This is a genomic window from Paracoccus pacificus (assembly GCF_042680785.1).
GTDB classification, from domain to species: domain Bacteria; phylum Pseudomonadota; class Alphaproteobacteria; order Rhodobacterales; family Rhodobacteraceae; genus Paracoccus; species Paracoccus pacificus.
Genome location: NZ_JBHUEN010000016.1, coordinates 24,094 through 42,282, shown reverse-complemented (window position 1 = coordinate 42,282; position 18,189 = coordinate 24,094). Strand labels below are relative to the sequence as shown.

Here is an 18,189-nt window from a genome sequence, read left to right as displayed (position 1 = left end):
GATGGCTGGCGGCGCTGATAGCGACCCCGGGGGCAACCCGGTGTCCCGGATGGCGGCGACAGCGGTTCGTTCCGGCTAAAATACGTGCTGCAAAACCGCGCTGTGGGGTCATGCCGTCATGCCGCGCGGATGATTGCGTCACCGATGATGATGCCGCCTTCGGGTTTTCATTGACCGCGAGAAGCCCATCGGGAATCGTTCCGTGGTGAATTTTCGTGATGAAGTTGGGGGGCAATCAGATGACGGTCAGAATCGGTGTCATCGGCACGGGCATGATCGGGCGGGATCATACCCGCCGTATTCAACAGGTGCTGTCCGGCGCCCGGGTCGTCGCGCTAAGCGATTACGACCCCGCCGCCGCCCGCGCCGTGCAGGCCGGGCTGGTCCCCGAGGCACAGGTGTTTGAACGCAGCGAGGATCTTGTCGCCTCGGATCAGGTCGACGCGGTTCTGGTCTGCTCGACCGGCGCCACGCACGAGCCTTATGTTCTGGCCGCAATCGCCGCCGGCAAGCCGGTTTTCTGCGAAAAGCCGCTGGCCACCACCGCCGCAGGCGCCGATCGCATCGTCCGGGCCGAGGTCGATTTTGGCAAGCGTCTGGTTCAGGTCGGGTTCATGCGCCGCTATGACGCCGGTTACCGGATGCTCAAGCAGGTGGTCGACACCGAGATCGGCGCGCCGCTGATGGTTCACGCCGCCCATCGCAACCAGTCGGTGCCGGAAAGCTATGCGACGCCGATGGCGATCCACGACACCTTGATCCATGAAATCGACGTTCTGCGCTGGCTGCTGGACGATGATTATGTCTCGGCGCAGGTGGTTTTCCCGCGCCGGACCCGCCACAGCCACGCCGGGCTGGCCGATCCGCAACTGGTGCTGCTGGAGACGAAAAAAGGCGTCCGCATCGACGTCGAGATATTCGTCAATTGCCGCTATGGCTATGACATCCAGTGCCAGATCGTGGGCGAGGAGGGGCTTGCCAACCTGCCCGAGCCGATGGCCATTACGCTGCGCAAGGACGCGCGGCTTCAGAACGCGCTGCTGGTCGACTGGAAGGAACGCTTCATCGACAGTTATGACGTAGAGCTTGCCGATTTCATCGCCGCCGCCGCGCGGGGGACTGCCGTCGGCCCGTCAAGCTGGGATGGTTATGTCGCCGCGATCACCTCGGATGCCTGTGTCGAGGCGCAGGAAAGCGGTAAGATCGTGCCGATCTCGCTGCCAAAGCGGCCGGCGCTTTACGATCAGGGGTGACCATGCGGTTTGCGATCAACCATGTCTCGGTCCCGAAACTGGACATCGGCGCGTTCTTCGCCATGTGCCGGCGCCTTGGCGTGACCGAGGTCGAGATCCGCAACGATACGCCCGATGTGGTGGCACAGGTGAAACCGGCCGAGGTCCGCGCGGCGGCGGCCCTGCACGGCGTGACGATCCTGTCGATCAACGGCCTTTACCCCTTTAACCAATGGAGCGGCGACCTGCCCGACCGCGCGCAGCGGCTGGCCGATTATGCCGCCGCTTGCGGGGCGGGGGCGCTTGTCCTGTGCCCGCTGAATGACGGCCGGATGGTGCCGCATTCGCGGTCGGTGGCCGCGCTCGACGCGCTGAAGCCGATCCTGACCGAACGCGGCCTGCACGCGCTGGTGGAACCCTTGGGCTTTGCGACATCCTCGATGCGCACCAAGGCCGAGGCCATCGCCGCGATCACCGAGACCGGGGACGACGGCACCTATCGGCTGCTGCACGATACGTTTCACCACCACCTGTCAGGCGAGACGGCGGTCTATCCGCGGCGCACCGGGCTTGTTCACGTCTCGGGCGCGGGCAGGCCGGGCGCGGCGCCGCGCGACATGCAGGACAGGGATCGCGGATTGGTCGGGAATGGCGATGGTCTGGAAAATATCGGACAGCTTCGGGCACTTCTGGCCGGCGGCTATCAGGGGGTGATTTCCTTCGAGGCTTTCGCGGCCGAGGTGCACGATCTTCCCGATCCAGAAACTGCGCTGAAAACCAGCATGGCCTATGTCAGGGCGCAGATTTGACCGCCCCGGACCCGATGCCTTTATGGGGGTTTGTAACGATCGGCCGGGGTTCGGTTGATCAATATGGCGGTCCGTTGGAGAAGATGGGGTCTTTTTCAAAACACATCGGGCGCCCTTTGGCCAATAACGGCTATGGGGCGGTGCGGCTTGGGCTTCGGTCGGGGGTGATTACGGGTGTCGGCGACGCGCATACGGGCCGGCTCATCCGTGCAGGCGTCGATGTGCCCGGCGTCAACACCGACCCCGAGCGGCTGACGACGCTGTGGGGGCGGGATCGGGCGGATGCGGCGGCCATAGCCGATCCGGCGGCCGGGATCAGGCCGGAGCTCGGACGCAAGGTCCCGACTGAACCCCCGGGCCTTGGCGAGGCAGGGCAATGGCGAATGGCGGCACATCGCCGTGGCCGCCGCCGGCGACAGCGCGGAACTGCGGTCGTTCTGTGCCGATCACGTGGAACATGCCGCGCGTCGGCGGCTGCTGAATTGAGGGCTAAATGATCCGATACGGCACCAACCCCATCGCATGGGCGAATGACGATGACCGGTCCATCGGCGCCCATATCCCGACCGAACAGATCCTGCACGAGGCCGGCGCGCTGATCGGCTTTGACGGCATCGAGAACGGCCATCGCTGGCCCGACGACCCGCAGGCGCTGAAGGATCTGCTGGGGCGCCACGGGCTGCAATTCATCTCGGGCTGGTATTCGACCGAATTGCTGACCCGTTCGGTCGAGGATGAGATCGCGGCGGTGCAGGGCCATCTGGCGAAACTGAAGGCGAACGACTGCGCGATCTGCATCGTCTGCGAATGCTCGAACACGGTGCATGGCGACCCGGACGTGCCGGTGAACGACCGGCCCCGTCTGACGGCCGGAGAGATGGCGGCGTTCGGCGCCAAGGTCGAGGCTTTCGCGGCATATCTGGCCGGGCAAGGCATCACGCTCGCCTATCACCATCACATGGGAACCGTGGTCGAAAGCCCCGAGGAGATTGATGCCTTCATGGCGGCGACCGGGCCGGCGACGCATCTGTTGTTCGATGCCGGCCACTGTGCCTTTGGCGGCGGCGATCCGGCGCGGGTCTTGGCGAAACACGCCGCACGGGTGGCGCATTTTCACGCCAAGAATATCCGCCGCCCGGTGACCGAACAGGTGCGCCGCACGGGGATGTCGTTCCTTCAGGCGGTGAAGGCGGGCGCTTTCACCGTACCGGGTGACCCCGAAGGCGCGATTGATTTCGTGCCGCTTTTGCGGATTCTGGCCGATGCCGGTTATGACGGCTGGCTGGTGATCGAGGCCGAGCAGGACCCGGTTCTGCGAAACCCGCTGGAATATCAGTCTATGGGGTTACGCGCGCTGAAGGGCGCAGCGGCGCAAGCCGGGCTTGAAACGGGACCTGATATGGGGTCCTGATGCGGTTGGCGGCCAGGTTCGGGGGCGCTGCCCCCAATCCGGCGGGCGCCGGATTTCCCCCGGGATATTTTCACAAGGAAGATGAGGCAGATTGATGAGCGGACTTCTTCACAGGCCATTCGGCACGCATGGCAAGGTTCATCAGATCACCCCGGCGGACGCGGGCTGGCGCTATGTCGGCTTTTCGCTTTATCGCCTGCGCGCCGGTGAGACAGCCGCGGGGCAGACCGGGGCGAACGAGGTCATTCTGGTCATGGTCGAGGGCAAGGCCGCGCTGATGGCGGCGGGGCGGGATTGGGGCGAGTTGGGCGCGCGCATGGACGTGTTCGAGCGGACGCCGCCGCATTGCCTTTACGTGCCGAACGGTCAGGACTGGACGGCCACGGCGGTGACCGATTGCGTGATCGCGGTCTGCGCGGCGCCGGGACAGGGCGGGCATCCGGCGCGACGGATCGGGCCGGAGGGGATTTCATTGACCGGGCGCGGCAAGGGGACCAACACCCGCTATATCAACAACATCGCCATGGAGGGCGAAGATTACTGTGACAGCCTGTTGGTGACCGAGGTGTTCACCCCCGCCGGCCATTGGTCGAGCTATCCCAGCCACCGCCATGACGAGGATGATTTTCCCCGCATCACCTATCTTGAGGAGATCTATTATCACCGGATCAATCCACGGGACGGATGGGCGGTGCAGCGGGTCTATACAGACGATGGCACCCTTGACGAGACCATGGCGGTGCGCGACGGGGATGTGGTCTGCGTGCCGCGCGGTCATCACCCCTGCGGGGCGCCGCACGGTTTCGATCTGTACTATCTGAACGTCATGGCGGGCCCGCGCCGGAATTGGCGGTTCGTCAGCGCCCCCGAGGTCGCAAGCGTGATCGACAGGGATGCCTGACCCATCGCGGCCGAAAGCCGATCTCAGGCCGAGATGATCTGCAAAAGCGCGGCCCGCAGCGGCGCGTGCAGGGCGCCGGCCATTTCAAAGGCGGCGGCGCCATCCTCGCCCTGAACCACCATCGGCATATCCTTCCGGTGCAGGATCGGCGCGGCGAAAAGCGATTCCGAGAAGCCGGTGAATATCGACGGGCTTTGCAGGAACGGCCCGGTCAGGATGATCTTTTCGGGAAACAGCAACCGGCACAGGTTCGAGGTGATGCGCACGGTCTGGCGCAGCGCCTCGGCCATTTCGGGGATCTGCAGCAGGTCGAAACGGGCCGCGAGCGGGCCGAGCCGGGCTTCGTCCAGCGGCAGGTCGGGAAAACGCCGCGACAGCACCGGATAAAGCGCCCAAAGTGCTGCGACGGTTTCAAGGCAATCGACATTGCCGCAGGTGCAAGGGCGGCCGGCGTGGCTGTCAAGCCGCCAGTGACCGATCTCGCAGAACCGGCCCCGATCCTGATTGATGATGCCGTCGGGGGTTGCGAAGGCCCCGCCGATCCCGTAACCCCAATGCAGCAGCAGCACGTTCCGGGCATCGGCGGGGCCGTCGGCGATGCGCCCGGCAAGCTCGGCGTCCATGTTGCGGACCAGAACCGGCTCGGGCCCCAGATCCTTCAGCACCTCGCACAGGTCCAGATTGTCGATGCGGGGCCAGCGCGAAGAGAAACACCACAGCCGCGCGCCGACATCCAGAAGCCCCGAAAGCGAACAGACGGTGGCCACGTGATAGGCCCCGGCGGGCAGATGGCCAAGCGCCTGCCGGGCAAGCTCGTGCATCGCGCGGGCCATCGCGGCGTTGTCGGCCTGTTGCGGCGGAGAGACCGAGACGGTCGCCAGAACCCGGCCGGTACGGTCGACGATCCGCGCATAGATCGTGCTTGAGACGATATGCAGATAAAGCGCGACCAGCCGCAGCCGGTTCTCGGCCAGAAAGGCGGTCGGGCGACCGCGGCCCTGACCCCTGACCACATGATCGCGGATCAGATCGCGGCGGGACAGCTCGGCCACCAGAAGCGATACCGTGGTGGGACGCATGCCAAGCGCGCCCGCGACCTCGGCCCGCGTGGTGGCGCGGCCGCTGGCCACGACGTCGAAGACGCTCAGCAGATCGGCGGCATGGCTGCCTGAAAGGGGCGGGCTCGGGGTCATTTCAGCAGGTCCGGCAAGGTCATCGTCAGCGCCGGCACATAGGTGACCAGCATCAGCACGACAAACATCGCCAGATAAAACGGGATCAGCGCCGGGGTCGCGCGCTCAAGCGAAATCCGGCCGATGCTGGCGCCGACCAGAAGCGAGGTGCCGACCGGTGGCGTACAGAGGCCGATGCCCAGATTGAGGATCATCATCACGCCGAAATGGATCGGATCCATCCCGATGCTGGTGGCGATCGGCAGCAGGATCGGGGTCAGCAGCAGGATCAGCACCCCCATATCCATTACCATCCCCAGAAGCAGAAGCAGCAGGTTGATGGCCAAGAGGATCAGCGCCGGATTATCCGACAGCCCGAGTATCCCTTGGGCCAGAAGCGCAGGCACCCGCAGATAGGACAGCAGAAAGCCGAACGCCGATGAGGTCATGATGATCGCCGTGACCACCGCCAGCGTGGTCAGGGTCGAGGCGAATATCCGCAAAATGGCGGCCCGGTTCATGGTGCGATAGTAGAAGGTCGTCACCAGCAGCGCATAGATCACCGCCACGGCCGCGCTTTCTGTGGCGGTGAAGATGCCGGCGATGATGCCGCCGATGATGATCACCACGGTGAACAGGCCGATCATCGCGTCGGCGGCGATGGCCAGCCCCTCGCGCAGGCCATAGCGGCCGCCGCGCGGGTGGTCGTATTTGCGCGCCATGATCCAGCAGATCAGCATCAGCGACAGCCCCAGCATGATCCCCGGCACATAGCCGGCCAGAAACAGCGTGGAGATCGGCAGGCCACCGGCCGCCAGCGCATAAAAGATCATGTTCTGGCTGGGCGGGATCAACACGCCCTGCACCGACGAGGTGACCGTCACCGCAACCGAAAACCCCGGGCTGTATCCGCGCCGCACCATCGCCGGGATTAGGAAAGAGCCGATCGAGGCGACATCGGCGATGGACGACCCCGAGATGCCGCCGAACATGGTCGAGGCGACGACGTTGCCCTGCGCAAGCCCGCCGCGCATCCGGCCGACCAGCACGTCGGCCAGCCTGATGAGCCGGTCCGAGATGCCGCCCTCGGTCATGATGTTCCCGACGAGGATGAAGAAGGGCACGGCCAGAAAGGTAAAGCTGTTCAGCCCGTTGATCATGCGCTGCGCGACCAGCAGCATCGGCAGGCCGAGATAGAACGCCGTCATGATCGAGGCCAGACCCAGCGCGAAGGCCAGCGGAATGCGCAGGAACATCAGGACGAAGAAGCCGCCGACAAGGGTGGCGATACCGCCATAATCGACCGCCATGGCCTAGCTCTCCAGCGTGTCGTGGGCGCCGGCGGGAACCTGCCGCAGCGCGATGTTGGCAACTGCGTTCACCACACCCAGAGCGCCGCCGACGAGGGCGGGGAAATAAAGCCAAGCCTTCGGCAGCCGCGAGGCCGGCATCATCTGCGCCCCGGCCAGCGCCAGCAGGTCACGGCCGAACCACATCACCACCAGCATGAAAACCGCCATGCCGATCTGGGCGCCGTAATCCAGCGCGCGCGCCAGCGGGTGGGGCAGCATGTCGCGCAGGAAGGTGATCGCCAGATGCTCGTTGCGGCGGATGCCGATGGCGATGGCCAGCATCCCGAACCAGATCAGCATCAGAAGCGCGGCTTCCTCGGACCAGCTCGTCGGCCGGTTCAGCAGGTAGCGCAGGAAAACCTGCAACGCGGTCACCGCCGTGATGGCCGACAGAAGCCCATAGCAGATGACCGAGGCCACGGTGTTGATCCGGTCGATGACGCGCGCCGCAAGGGCGCGCGCGTTCCGCGCGCCAGTTTCCGCCATGCCCTACTGCACCTGTCCGATTTTCTCGATAAGCGGAACCAGATCGGGGAATTCGGCATAGATCGGTTCGACCGCCTTGCGGAACGGGGCGTTGTCGACCTCGATGATCTCGGCGCCGGCATCAATGACGGCCTGTTTCGCGGTATCCATCGCCTCATTCATGATCTGGCGTTCATAGAGGGCCGCTTCCTGCGCCGCCTTGGTGATCGCCTCTTGCTGGGCGGGGGGCAGGCCGTCGAATTTCGCCTTGTTCATGACCAGCACGGCCGGGGGGCTGAGGTGGCCGTCGACGGTGTAATTCGGCGCGACCTCGTAATGGGCCGAGGTCTGATAGCTGACATAGTCATTCTCGGCCCCGTCGATCACGCCGGTCTGAAGGGCCGAATAAACCTCGCCATAGTTCATCGGCGTGGGAACCGCACCCAACAGCTCGATCATGCGCAGTGCGATCGGCGCCGGCTGGACGCGGATCTTCATGCCCTTCAGGTCGTCGATGCTGCGCACCGGCTTACCCTTGACGGTATAGAAATTACGCGAACCCGCCTCCAGGAAAGGAAAGCCCTTCAGCCCGACGTCTTCCAGATCGGCCAGCACCTGCTGCCCGATTTCGCCGTCCAGAACGGCGAATTTGTGATCGAAGTCGCGGAAGATATAGGGCAGGGTAAAGACCCCCATCGACGGGCTGACATTGGCCAGAACGACCGAGTTCACCCGGGCGAAATCGACGATCCCGGCCTGCGCCTGTTCGATCGTTTCCGGCTCTTGGCCAAGCTGGGCGCCGTCAAAGACCTGCACCTCGACCTCGCCGTTCGAGTATTGCTTGACCAGTTCGGCGAAGCGTTTCATCGCGATGGTGACGGGTTTGGTGTCGGGCTGGTTCTCGGCCAGCCGCAGCACGGTTTGCGCGATGGCGCCGGCCGGAATCATCGCGGCGGACAAAGCCAGTGCGGCAAGCGTCGATTTCAGATGTTTCAAGACCGTTTCCTCCAGTTGGTCAGCCCTGACTATTCGGGGCAAAATCCCGGACGTCAATATTTTTTATCCAGACATGACAATAAATACAGCTTGTAAAACAAGACCAAAATGTGAGAATGATGGCGTTAACGAGTAATTTGGTTTCTCTTTTCCAACGACAATCGAATAAAAGGCGGGACATGCAGATCAGGCTTCATCCGGACAAGGCCGCGCTGGGCGCGGCCGCCGCGGCCGAGGGGCTGGCGGCGATCAATCGCGCGCTTGCCGACCGGGGCCGGGCGGTGATCATTCTGGCGACCGGCGCCAGCCAGTTCGAGATGCTGGCGGATCTTACCGCCGCCGATGTCGACTGGTCCCGGATCACGATCTTTCATCTGGATGAATACATCGGTCTGCCCGATACCCACCCGGCGAGCTTTCGCAAATACCTGCGGGAACGGGTTCTGGCGAAGCTGCCGGTGGCGCCGGAAAGCTTTGTCGAGATCAATGGCGAGGCGGCCGATATCGCGGCCGAGATCGCGCGGCTGAACGGTCTTTTGTCGCGCGAGACGGTCGATGTCTGCTTTGCCGGGATCGGCGAAAACGGCCATCTTGCCTTTAACGATCCGCCGGCGGATTTCGAGGTTTCGGATCCCTATATCCGGGTCCGGCTGGATGACGCCTGCCGTCGCCAGCAGATGGGCGAGGGCTGGTTCGCGACCGTGGACGACGTGCCGCCCGAGGCGATCTCGATGAGCATCCGCGAGATCATGCGGTCCCGGAAGCTGATCGTTCTGGCCCCCGAAACCCGCAAGGCGGTGGCGGTCAGAAACACCGTCGAGGGCGAGGTCAGCCCATTCGTGCCGGCCTCGATCATCCAGCGGCACGAGGATTGCACATTGCATCTGGATGATGCCTCGGCGGCGCTGCTTGACCCGGCGACGATCCGTCGATGACCGAACGGCTGACGGCGGGGCTGTGTGATCTTCAGGTCAACGGCTTCGCCGGGGTTGATTTCAACGATGCCGCGCTGACGCCTGCGGCGTTCGACCATGCCTTGCAGGCGCTCTTGGACACCGGGGTCACCACGTTTCTGCCGACCCTGATCACCGCCACGCCGGCCGATCTGGCGGCGCGGTTGCAGGCGCTGGATACCGCCGTCCGGCACAGCCGGCTGGGCCCGGCCATGGTGCCGGGTTACCATATCGAGGGGCCGTTTCTGAACCCGACCGACGGCTATGCGGGCTGTCATCCGGCGGCTGCGATGACCGCCCCCGACGCGGCGCTTTACGAAAATCTGCGGCCGGGTCTGTTCCGGCCCATTCTGCTGGTGACGCTCGCGCCCGAGCGGCCGGGCGCGATTGCAGTGATCCGGTCGCTGACGGACCGGGGCTGTGCCGTCGGGATCGGTCATTCCGCCGCCGATTATGCGGCGGTCGACGCCGCCGTGGCGGCGGGTGCGACATTGTCTACCCATCTGGGAAATGGTTTGCCGGCGCTACTGCCGAAACTGGACAACACGCTTCTGGCGCAGCTTGCCGCGCCGGGGCTGTCCGCCTGCCTGATCGCGGACGGGCATCATGTGCCGCCGGCCGCGCTGGCCGCGCTGGTGCGGCTGAAGGGGGCCGCGCGGGTCATATTGGTGACCGACGCGGTGGTGGCGGCCGCCGCGCCGCCCGGCAGCTACCGCTTTGCCGGGATGGAGGTGCAGCACACCGACGCGGGCGCCGTTGTCCAGCCGGGCAGGGTCAGCCTTGCGGGTTCCGCGCTTTGTCTGGATCAGGCGGTCCGAAACGTCGTGGAATGGGGCATCGCGCCATTCGCGCAGGCCGTCGCTTGGGCAAGTGACGCCCCCCACGCGGCGCTTGCCCGGGCGTTCGCCATGGCTGGCCTGACGGTTGATGCGGGCACCGTCGTATGGGACGACCAGATGCGCCCGGTCCGGGTCACGCCGGGGCGGGTCGTGGCCGCCCGGTGACCGGACCGCACTGCGTGCTGAAAGCCCTGACTCGGCGGATTGCGCCGCGACCGATGCGGCGCGGTGGCGACGCCGGTGCTGGCGGCGGTCAGCGCCAGGACGTATCCTGACTGCGCCGATCGGCTTGCCTTTGGCGGAACAGGGTCAGTGCCGCAAGCGTGCAAAGCGCGCCCGACAGCAGATAGGCGCCCGCCATCCACAGCCCGTAACGCTCGGTCAGGAACAGCGCGACGAAGGGGGCGAAGCCGGCGCCGAACATCCATGACAGGTCGGCGGTCAGGTTCGACGCGCTATAGCGGTTCTTCAGCCTGAACCCCGAGGCCACGGCCCCCGAAGATTGCCCGAAGGACAGCCCCAGCAGCGTGAAACCGACGATGACGTAAATCGATTCGCCGCTTAGCCCAAGGCTAAGGATCAGGGGCGAGACGATCGCGAAGGCGGCGATGGCGACGGCGCAGATCGTCAGCAGGCTGCGGCGGCCGATGCGGTCGGCGATGAACCCCGAGGCGATGATCGCGGCCAGCCCGAAGCAGGCGCCGACGATCTCGATCCACATCAGCCCGATGATGTTCTGCGGCGCGTGAAGATTGACCCAGCCCAGCGGAAACACCGTCACCATATGGAACAACGCCAGCGTGGCCAGCGGTGTGAAGGCGCCGATGATGATGTTCAGCCATTCTTCACGCAGGGTGACCAGCACCGGGCCGGGGCTGAGCTGGCGTTCCGAGAACAGCGTCTCGAACTCTTCGCTGACGACCATGCGCAGACGCGCGAAAAGCGCCACGACGTTGATCGCGAAGGCGACAAAGAACGGATAGCGCCAGCCGAAGCTGAGGAACTCCTCGTCGGTCAAGGAAAGCTTCAGGAAGATGAACAACCCCGCCGCCAGCATCAGCCCCAAGGGCGCGCCGAGTTGGGGCAGGGTGGCGTAACGCCCGCGCTGCGCCTCGGGGGCGTTCATCGCCAGAAGCGACGAAATCCCGTCCCACGCGCCGCCAAGCGCGGCACCCTGTCCCATGCGGAACAGGCAAAGGCTGGCGACGGTCAGCCAGCCTTCCTGATCATAGCTCGGCAGGAATGAGATCGCGACGGTCGAGGTGCCCAGCAGGAACAGCGACGAGGTCAGCTTGACCCCATTCCCGAACCGGCGGTCGATCTCGGTGAATATCAGCGTGCCGACCGGGCGCGCCATGAAGCCGAGCGCGAGCACCAGAAAGGCGTAAAGCGTCCCGTCGACCGGGGATGCAAAGGAAAACACGAAGGCCGGAAACACCAGCACGCAGGCGATGGCAAAGACGAAAAAGTCGAAAAACTCGGACGTGCGGCCGATGATGACCCCGATCGCCAAATCGGAAAGCCGGACCGGAGTGTGACCGCTTTCCGGGTGCTTGTCGGCGGCAGTATCCATGGCTTCTAACCTTCACTGTGGCGTCTTGCCGATCCGGCGCAAACCCATGCCTCGAACCGATGCCTCAAACCCATGCCCCAAACCCGTGCCCTGAACGGCCCCCCGGGGCAGATGCTTGGCCCGGGCCAGAGACCGGCGTTCGCCGCGGATCGAGCGGCGGAGTTGGCCCGACTCGGGCGTCTGCTCATTATAGACATTCAATTTCATCCTTGTCATGCTTGCCATCAAGTGGGAACAGACGGTGTTGAAACCGGGTCGCGACGACAGCCACGGACGATTTGACCGCGTTGCAATCCGGGCGATCCGGCCGACAGCAGCGCCGCAAGGCGACAAGACCGCTTCAGAACGAATGAGGGACTCACCCGATGATCCGTCGGCGACATTCCATAATCCTGGCGCTTCCCATCGCCCTTGCCGGATGCGCGTCCGAGGTGCTGGCCCCGTCCGGCGATGTCGCGGTCAAGCTGCGCGACGTGCTGGGAATCACCACCGCGCTGATTCTGGTCATCGTCTTGCCGGTGATGGCGGCGATCGTCTGGTTCTCGCTGCGCTACAGCAAGAAAAACCGTGATTCAGAAGCGCATTACGACCCGAAGTTCAGCCATTCCACGCAGTTGGAGCTGCTGATCTGGACGGCGCCGTTGCTGATCATCACCTGGCTGGGGGCGCTGACCTGGGTCAGCACGCACAAGCTTGACCCCTATCGGCCGCTGGACGCGGAAACCGCCGGGGTGACCGTGGGGGCCGAGCCCTTGGTGGTGCAGGTCGTCTCGATGGATTGGAAATGGTTGTTCATCTATCCGCAATACGGGGTGGCGACGGTCAACGAACTGGCCGCGCCGCTGGATCGTCAGATCCGGTTCGAGCTGACCTCGACCGAAGTGATGAACGCATTCTATGTGCCGACCCTCGCCGGGATGATCTACACCATGCCGGGCATGCAGACCCAGCTTCACGCGGTCATCAACAAGCCCGGTCAGTACCGTGGCATGTCGTCGCATTATAGCGGCGCCGGATTTTCGGGGATGAACTTTCCGTTCTACGGGCTGGATCAGGCGGGCTTCGACAGTTGGATCGAGAAGGCGCGGAACTCGGGTCAGGTGTTGACGCGGGATGCCTATCAGGCGCTGCTGAAACCCAGCGAGAACGTGCCGCCCGCGTATTATGCCCTGGGCGATCAGTCGCTTTACCACGACATTCTGAACCGATGCGTGAACGCGGGGCAGGTCTGCATGGACCAGATGATGAACCACGGCGCGCAGCAGGCCGCAGCCGCAAAACCCACCGCAGAACCCGCCGCGGAACCCGCCGCAAACGGTGCCGGACAGGATCATACCGGGCACGCCGCGATGCCGGACATGGCGCCGGGTGCGATGCCCGCCGCCGAATCCGCCGCCGAACCCGCCGCCGGACCAACCGCGACGCCGACCATGACATCCGCCGCCATGCCGGCGATGACGCCCCCCGACGCGCAGACCCCGACCCACGCCGACCACCCCGCGAACTGACAGGAAAAGATCATGGCCGCTGCCGCGCAACCAGTTGAAAGCTCTTTCCTTTTTGGTCGTCTGACGCTGTCCAAGCTGCCCTTGGACGTGCCGATTGTGGTGGGGACCTTCGTCGTGGTCGCGATCATCGGCGTCGCGGTTCTGGCGGCGATCACCTATTTCCGGCTGTGGGGTTCGCTGTGGCGGAACTGGCTGACCAGCGTCGACCACAAGAAGATCGGCATCATGTACATGATCCTTGGGCTGATCATGTTCCTGCGCGGCTTTGCCGATGCGCTGATGATGCGCCTCCAGCAGGTCTGGGCGTTCAATGGGTCCGAGGGCTATCTGAACGCCCATCACTATGACCAGATATTCACCGCCCACGGCACGATCATGATCTTTTTCGTGGCGATGCCCTTCATCACCGGGCTGATGAACTTCGTGGTGCCGTTGCAGATCGGCGCCCGCGACGTGGCCTTTCCGTTCCTGAACAATTTCAGCTTCTGGATGACGGTCGGCGGCGCGATTCTGGTCATGATCTCGCTTTTCGTGGGCGAATTCGCGATGACCGGCTGGCTGGCGTTCCCGCCGCTGTCGGGGATCGTGGCCAGTCCGACCGAGGGGGTCGATTATTATATATGGGGGCTTCAGATCGCCGGGGTCGGAACGACCCTGTCGGGTATCAACCTTCTGGTCACGATCCTGAAGATGCGCGCGCCCGGCATGACGCTGATGCGGATGCCGGTGTTCACATGGACGGCGCTGTGCACCAACGTGCTGATCGTGGCGACCTTTCCGGTGCTGACCGCGACGCTGGTGCTGCTGGCGCTGGATCGTTACCTGGGCATGAACTTCTTCACCAACGATCTGGGCGGCAACCCGATGCTCTATATCAACCTGATATGGATCTGGGGCCACCCCGAGGTCTATATTCTGGTTCTGCCCGCATTCGGCGTGTTTTCCGAGGTCGCCGCGACCTTCTGCGGCAAGCGGCTGTTCGGCTATAACTCGATGGTTTACGCGACCATCTGCATCACCATCCTGTCCTATCTGGTCTGGCTGCACCATTTCTTCACCATGGGCTCGGGGGCCTCGGTGAACTCGTTCTTCGGGATCGCGACGATGATCATCTCGATCCCGACCGGGGCCAAGGTGTTCAACTGGCTGTTCACCATGTATCGCGGCCGGATCCGGTTCGAGCTGCCGATGATGTGGACGGTCGCCTTCATGCTGACCTTCTGCATCGGCGGCATGACCGGCGTCATGCTGGCGGTGCCGCCGGCCGATTTCGTGCTGCACAACTCGCTGTTTCTGGTCGCGCATTTTCACAACGTGATCATCGGCGGCGTGGTCTTTGGCGTATTCGCCGGGATCAACTACTGGTTCCCGAAAGCCTTCGGTTTCCGGCTGGACCCGTTCTGGGGCAAGGTCAGCTTCTGGTGCTGGGTGATCGGCTTCTGGGTCGCCTTCCTGCCGCTTTACATCGTCGGGCTGATGGGCGTGACGCGGCGGCTGCGGGTGTTCGACGATCCGTCCTATCAGATCTATTTCGCCGTCGCCGGTGTTGGTGCGCTGCTGATCGCGGCGGGGATCGGCGCGCTGCTGATGCAGATCATGGTCTCGATCCGGGACCGCGACAGGCTGCGGGACGAGACCGGCGATCCGTGGCAGGGCCGCACGCTCGAGTGGTCGACCTCATCGCCGCCGCCCGATTACAACTTTGCGATGACGCCGGTGGTTTACGACATCGACGCATGGCAGGACATGAAGGACCACGGCTATACCCGCCCGCAATCCGGTTTCGCCCCGATCCACATGCCGAAGAACACCGGCGCCGGGATCATCCTTGCCGGGATCAGCACGGTGCTTGGTTTCGCGCTGGTCTGGCATATCTGGTGGCTGGTCGTGGTGTCCTTCGTCGGGCTGATCGCCACCGCCATCGCCCATACCTTCAACTATAACCGCGACTTCCACATACCGACCGCCGAGGTCGCCGCGACCGAGGACGCGCGCACCCAGACCCTGAGCAACGCGGTGTAGCCCCAGATGAACACCACGATCACCACCACCCCGAACGATCCGCGCGTCTTCCACCCCAAGGAAGAACCGCATCACCCCGAGGGGCACAGCACCTCGCTTGGCTTCTGGATCTATCTGATGAGCGATTGCCTCATCTTCTCGATCCTGTTCGCCACCTATGCGGTTCTGGGCCATCGCTATGGCGGCGGTCCGGGTCCGAAAGAGCTGTTCGACCTTGGGCTGATCGCGGTCAACACCGCGATGCTGCTGTGTTCCTCGATCACCTATGGCTTTGCCATGCTGGAGATGCACGAGAACAACCAGAAGGGCGTGATGAAATGGCTGGGCGTCACGGCGTTTTTCGGTCTGTGTTTCCTTGGCATCGAGCTTTACGAATTCTCGCACCTGATCCTTGAGGGCGCCGGGCCGTGGCGCTCGGCCTTCCTGTCGGCGTTCTTCACGCTTGTCGCGACCCACGGGCTGCATGTAACGTTCGGTCTGGTCTGGATGGCCACGCTGGTCGTGCAGGTGCGCAGGCACGGGCTGATCCCGGCCAACCGCCGGCGGCTTGAATGCCTGTCGCTGTTCTGGCACTTCCTCGACGTGATCTGGATCGGCGTCTTTACCTTCGTCTACCTCATGGGGATGATCTGATGAGCAGCACCGACACCCATCAGGGCCATGGCCACGGCGGCGAGCACCCTCATGATGACGGTGTTCATATGCCGCACGGGACGCGCAAATCCTATATCACCGGCTTCGTGCTGTCGGTCATCCTGACCGCGATCCCGTTCATTCTGGTGATGGCGGGCGGCTTCGCTTCGGGGCGGCTGACGGCATTCGTCGTGCTGGCCTTCGCCGTCGTGCAGATCGTCGTGCATATGGTCTATTTCCTGCACATGAGCCCGAAATCCGAAGGCGGATGGAGCCTGGTCTCGCTGGTCTTCACGCTGATCGTGCTGGTCATCGCGCTGGTCGGCACGATGTGGGTAATGTATCACATGGACGCCAACATGATGCCCGGCATGGCGACGATGCCCTCCGCCGGCGAGAATTGACCGCCGCCCGCCAGCGCCCCATGTGGCAAGTCGGGCTGGCGCTGTCGTTCGGTCTGGCGCTGGTGCTGATCTTCACGGCGCTTGGGGTGTGGCAGGTCGAGCGGCTGGGCTGGAAGCGCGATCTGATCGCCCGGGTCGAGGCGCGCGTGAACGCCGCGCCGGTGCCGCTTGCGGCGATCCGGGACATGGCGCCTGCGGATCAGGAATACCGCCGGGTCAGCGTTGCCGGCGTTTTCGATCATGACGCCGAGACGCTGGTTCAGGCGCTGACCGAGCTTGGCGGCGGTTATTGGGTCCTGACGCCCTTGCGGATGGCGGATGGCCGCACCGTGTTGATCAACCGCGGCTTCGTGCCGCAGAACCGTCGCCGCCCCGACACCCGCGCCGAAGGTCAGGTCAAGGGCACGGTCGCGGTCACCGGATTGGCGCGTCTGTCCGAGCCGGGCGGGACCTTTCTGCGCGCCAATGCCCCCGCTGCGGACCGCTGGTATTCCCGCGATCTGGCCGCGATTGCGGCAAAACGTGGTCTGGGCCCGGTCGAGCCGGTTTTCATCGACACCGATGCCACGCCGCAACCGGGCGGCTTTCCCGTCGGCGGGCTGACGGTGCTGCGGTTCCGCAATGCGCATCTGTCCTATGCGCTGACATGGTTCGCGCTGGCGGCGCTTGCGGCGGGTGGGGTGTGGCTGCTGATCCAGACCGCGCGTCGCACCGCGCGTTCGGCCGATGCCAAGTCCGGTCTGCGGGCCGACGGCCGCGGACGGGGTCGCGACGGTTGAAGCGGCGTTCTTCACATCTGCCCTTGCGCAGGGTCGTCATTTGCGGCCCGGCGTTCCGGCGCCCCGCCGGGCCGATGGCGTCATTGCGGCGGCGCGGGTATCACCACCGAAGAAACCGATGCTCCAGCACGGCGCCGATAATCGCCGCAAGCGCAATCGCTATCCCGTACCACGTCACATAGAAAAGCGGCGAATCCTCGGCGCAATGCAGGGTGTATCCGGCCGCCGCCGCCGTTCCCGACGCCAGCCCGACCAGCATGCCCGAAAAGGTCGGGCGGGTCGTGGCCCAGCGGCGCAGCGGAAAGCGAGGTGATCGACAACAGGCAGGCGGCGACGGTGGTGTCCATCAACGGGGGACCACTTGTCCCGGCGCGACCATCGCAAGCCGTCCGGTTAAGATCAGCAGCGCAAAGGCGAATGGGGTGAGAAGCGGCCAAAAGGGGATCGCCGCGCCGGGCCGAGCGCAGCGTCAGGACCAGCGCGATGCCGCAGGTGATCAGCGGAAGCACCGTCTTGGCAAGCGCAGGGGCCAAATCCGGTCTGAGGCCGAATAGGGCCAAGAACGCCCCCAGCCCGACAAACACCGCCCCGATGAGCGAAAGACCGATCAGCGCAAGTCCGATCAGGCCCAGCGGGACCGGCCTTGGCACCGGCGCGGCCGCCAGCCTGTCGATCAGGGTCTCGGTCGTGATCCGTGCGCTCATTTGCGCATCCTTTCGGCCAGCGCGGCCATGCCGCGCGCCCCGAGGGTCAGGGCTGTGGGATCGGGTCGGGACGGGATGTCGCGGATCAGCGGCTCCAGCGCGCCCACGCGCATCAGGTCCACGCCGCCCTTCGGAAGCTCCGTCGTCAGGCAGGTGCCGGCCGGAACCAGTTTCTCGGCATTGCCCTGATAATCGACTTTCGAGCTGCCGGCGCAGGTCGTGCCGGGGCCGGCGGTGCAATCGTTCTGCCCGGCCATGGCGACGCCGAAGCATTTCTGCATCTCCTGCGCCTGAACGGGGGTGACGGCCATGGAGCCAAGCGCGCATGCCAGCGCGGCGCCAGGTATCCGGCGGGGGTTCATCTCGGTCATCAGCGTCTGCTTCTCGGACGAAGGGCATGACTTTTGCCCTTCACCAGACAATGCGCGGCAGGGGC

Annotated in this window: 17 protein-coding genes and 1 pseudogene; 11 read left to right on the top strand and 7 right to left on the bottom strand. The window is 64.6% G+C overall.

What is annotated here, in order from left to right:
* Positions 1 to 239 precede the first annotated feature (239 nt).
* The 4 genes from ACFSCT_RS05715 to iolB all read left to right on the top strand — a co-directional run bounded on the left by ACFSCT_RS05715 (position 240) and on the right by iolB (position 4,353).
* Entirely contained in the window at positions 240 to 1,253 is a 1,014-nt protein-coding gene (locus ACFSCT_RS05715; protein WP_379140868.1) for a Gfo/Idh/MocA family protein, read from the top strand.
* A 2-nt stretch (positions 1,254 to 1,255) separates the two neighbouring features.
* Entirely contained in the window at positions 1,256 to 2,041 is a 786-nt protein-coding gene (locus tag ACFSCT_RS05710) for a TIM barrel protein (RefSeq protein ID WP_379140866.1), read from the top strand.
* 493 nt (positions 2,042 to 2,534) lie between these two features.
* Complete coding sequence (gene iolE, locus ACFSCT_RS05705; RefSeq protein WP_379140864.1) at positions 2,535 to 3,452, top strand: myo-inosose-2 dehydratase; 918 nt, start codon at positions 2,535 to 2,537, stop codon at positions 3,450 to 3,452.
* A gap of 94 nt (positions 3,453 to 3,546) precedes the next feature.
* Positions 3,547 to 4,353, top strand: a complete 807-nt coding sequence (gene iolB, locus ACFSCT_RS05700) for a 5-deoxy-glucuronate isomerase (protein ID WP_379140862.1) — start codon at positions 3,547 to 3,549, stop codon at positions 4,351 to 4,353.
* 23 nt (positions 4,354 to 4,376) lie between these two features.
* Here iolB and ACFSCT_RS05695 read toward each other — a convergent pair whose 3' ends face one another.
* From ACFSCT_RS05695 to ACFSCT_RS05680, 4 genes are read right to left on the bottom strand one after another with little or no spacing between them, the layout of a single operon-like run.
* Positions 4,377 to 5,546: an ROK family protein gene (locus ACFSCT_RS05695; RefSeq protein ID WP_379140860.1), complete on the bottom strand. Its 1,170-nt coding sequence runs from the start codon at positions 5,544 to 5,546 to the stop codon at positions 4,377 to 4,379.
* Positions 5,543 to 6,835 carry a TRAP transporter large permease gene (locus ACFSCT_RS05690; protein ID WP_379140859.1) on the bottom strand — a complete coding sequence of 431 codons (1,293 nt, stop codon included), beginning with the start codon at positions 6,833 to 6,835 and terminating at the stop codon, positions 5,543 to 5,545. Before ACFSCT_RS05690 ends, ACFSCT_RS05695 begins: the two co-directional genes overlap by 4 nt.
* Before the next feature lie 3 nt (positions 6,836 to 6,838).
* Entirely contained in the window at positions 6,839 to 7,363 is a 525-nt protein-coding gene (locus ACFSCT_RS05685; protein ID WP_379140857.1) for a TRAP transporter small permease, read from the bottom strand.
* A 3-nt stretch (positions 7,364 to 7,366) separates the two neighbouring features.
* On the bottom strand, positions 7,367 to 8,338 hold the full coding sequence (locus ACFSCT_RS05680) for a TRAP transporter substrate-binding protein (RefSeq protein ID WP_379140855.1): 972 nt from the start codon (positions 8,336 to 8,338) through the stop codon (positions 7,367 to 7,369).
* 179 nt (positions 8,339 to 8,517) lie between these two features.
* Here ACFSCT_RS05680 and ACFSCT_RS05675 point away from each other — a divergent pair, with 179 nt between their 5' ends.
* Both ACFSCT_RS05675 and ACFSCT_RS05670 read left to right on the top strand, forming a co-directional pair.
* On the top strand, positions 8,518 to 9,273 hold the full coding sequence (locus ACFSCT_RS05675) for a glucosamine-6-phosphate deaminase (protein WP_379140853.1): 756 nt from the start codon (positions 8,518 to 8,520) through the stop codon (positions 9,271 to 9,273).
* Entirely contained in the window at positions 9,270 to 10,295 is a 1,026-nt protein-coding gene (locus ACFSCT_RS05670) for a hypothetical protein (RefSeq protein WP_379140851.1), read from the top strand. The genes ACFSCT_RS05675 and ACFSCT_RS05670 overlap by 4 nt, the downstream gene beginning before the upstream one ends.
* An 88-nt stretch (positions 10,296 to 10,383) precedes the next feature.
* Here the strand turns inward: ACFSCT_RS05670 and ACFSCT_RS05665 are convergent, their stop codons facing one another.
* Positions 10,384 to 11,703 (bottom strand): MFS transporter, encoded by a 1,320-nt coding sequence (locus ACFSCT_RS05665; protein WP_379140850.1) that lies wholly within the window; start codon positions 11,701 to 11,703, stop codon positions 10,384 to 10,386.
* 365 nt (positions 11,704 to 12,068) lie between these two features.
* On the opposite strand from ACFSCT_RS05665, the gene cyoA reads away from it, so the two are divergent.
* From cyoA to ACFSCT_RS05640, 5 genes are read left to right on the top strand one after another with little or no spacing between them, the layout of a single operon-like run.
* The gene (cyoA, locus tag ACFSCT_RS05660; protein ID WP_379140848.1) at positions 12,069 to 13,211 is read left to right on the top strand and encodes a ubiquinol oxidase subunit II; all 1,143 of its coding nucleotides are present in this window, start codon (positions 12,069 to 12,071) and stop codon (positions 13,209 to 13,211) included.
* 12 nt (positions 13,212 to 13,223) lie between these two features.
* Positions 13,224 to 15,233, top strand: coding sequence for a cytochrome o ubiquinol oxidase subunit I (gene cyoB / locus ACFSCT_RS05655; RefSeq protein WP_379140846.1), 2,010 nt, complete (start codon positions 13,224 to 13,226; stop codon positions 15,231 to 15,233).
* A gap of 6 nt (positions 15,234 to 15,239) precedes the next feature.
* Positions 15,240 to 15,866: a cytochrome o ubiquinol oxidase subunit III gene (gene cyoC, locus ACFSCT_RS05650; protein ID WP_379140843.1), complete on the top strand. Its 627-nt coding sequence runs from the start codon at positions 15,240 to 15,242 to the stop codon at positions 15,864 to 15,866.
* Positions 15,866 to 16,270, top strand: coding sequence for a cytochrome o ubiquinol oxidase subunit IV (gene cyoD, locus ACFSCT_RS05645; protein WP_379140842.1), 405 nt, complete (start codon positions 15,866 to 15,868; stop codon positions 16,268 to 16,270). The genes cyoC and cyoD overlap by 1 nt, the downstream gene beginning before the upstream one ends.
* On the top strand, positions 16,267 to 17,049 hold the full coding sequence (locus ACFSCT_RS05640) for an SURF1 family protein (RefSeq protein WP_379140840.1): 783 nt from the start codon (positions 16,267 to 16,269) through the stop codon (positions 17,047 to 17,049). The genes cyoD and ACFSCT_RS05640 overlap by 4 nt, the downstream gene beginning before the upstream one ends.
* A gap of 80 nt (positions 17,050 to 17,129) precedes the next feature.
* Here ACFSCT_RS05640 and ACFSCT_RS19555 read toward each other — a convergent pair whose 3' ends face one another.
* Together ACFSCT_RS19555 and ACFSCT_RS05630 are read right to left on the bottom strand one after the other, a co-directional pair.
* Positions 17,130 to 17,753, bottom strand: a complete 624-nt coding sequence (locus ACFSCT_RS19555; RefSeq protein WP_465263173.1) for a hypothetical protein — start codon at positions 17,751 to 17,753, stop codon at positions 17,130 to 17,132.
* A gap of 68 nt (positions 17,754 to 17,821) precedes the next feature.
* A pseudogene (locus ACFSCT_RS05630) lies at positions 17,822 to 18,124 on the bottom strand (BufA1 family periplasmic bufferin-type metallophore); the annotation flags it as partial.
* Positions 18,125 to 18,189 lie beyond the last annotated feature (65 nt).

Coding starts and splice junctions, on each gene's coding strand:
- ACFSCT_RS05690 (WP_379140859.1), bottom strand. CDS start 6,835: ATGGCGGTCGATTATGGCGGTATCGCCACCCTTGTCGGCGGCTTCTTC.
- cyoD (WP_379140842.1), top strand. CDS start 15,866: ATGAGCAGCACCGACACCCATCAGGGCCATGGCCACGGCGGCGAGCAC.
- ACFSCT_RS05695 (WP_379140860.1), bottom strand. CDS start 5,546: ATGACCCCGAGCCCGCCCCTTTCAGGCAGCCATGCCGCCGATCTGCTG.
- ACFSCT_RS05715 (WP_379140868.1), top strand. CDS start 240: ATGACGGTCAGAATCGGTGTCATCGGCACGGGCATGATCGGGCGGGAT.
- ACFSCT_RS19555 (WP_465263173.1), bottom strand. CDS start 17,753: ATGAGCGCACGGATCACGACCGAGACCCTGATCGACAGGCTGGCGGCC.
- ACFSCT_RS05710 (WP_379140866.1), top strand. CDS start 1,256: ATGCGGTTTGCGATCAACCATGTCTCGGTCCCGAAACTGGACATCGGC.
- ACFSCT_RS05670 (WP_379140851.1), top strand. CDS start 9,270: ATGACCGAACGGCTGACGGCGGGGCTGTGTGATCTTCAGGTCAACGGC.
- cyoC (WP_379140843.1), top strand. CDS start 15,240: ATGAACACCACGATCACCACCACCCCGAACGATCCGCGCGTCTTCCAC.
- iolE (WP_379140864.1), top strand. CDS start 2,535: ATGATCCGATACGGCACCAACCCCATCGCATGGGCGAATGACGATGAC.
- cyoA (WP_379140848.1), top strand. CDS start 12,069: ATGATCCGTCGGCGACATTCCATAATCCTGGCGCTTCCCATCGCCCTT.
- cyoB (WP_379140846.1), top strand. CDS start 13,224: ATGGCCGCTGCCGCGCAACCAGTTGAAAGCTCTTTCCTTTTTGGTCGT.
- iolB (WP_379140862.1), top strand. CDS start 3,547: ATGAGCGGACTTCTTCACAGGCCATTCGGCACGCATGGCAAGGTTCAT.
- ACFSCT_RS05665 (WP_379140850.1), bottom strand. CDS start 11,703: ATGGATACTGCCGCCGACAAGCACCCGGAAAGCGGTCACACTCCGGTC.
- ACFSCT_RS05685 (WP_379140857.1), bottom strand. CDS start 7,363: ATGGCGGAAACTGGCGCGCGGAACGCGCGCGCCCTTGCGGCGCGCGTC.
- ACFSCT_RS05675 (WP_379140853.1), top strand. CDS start 8,518: ATGCAGATCAGGCTTCATCCGGACAAGGCCGCGCTGGGCGCGGCCGCC.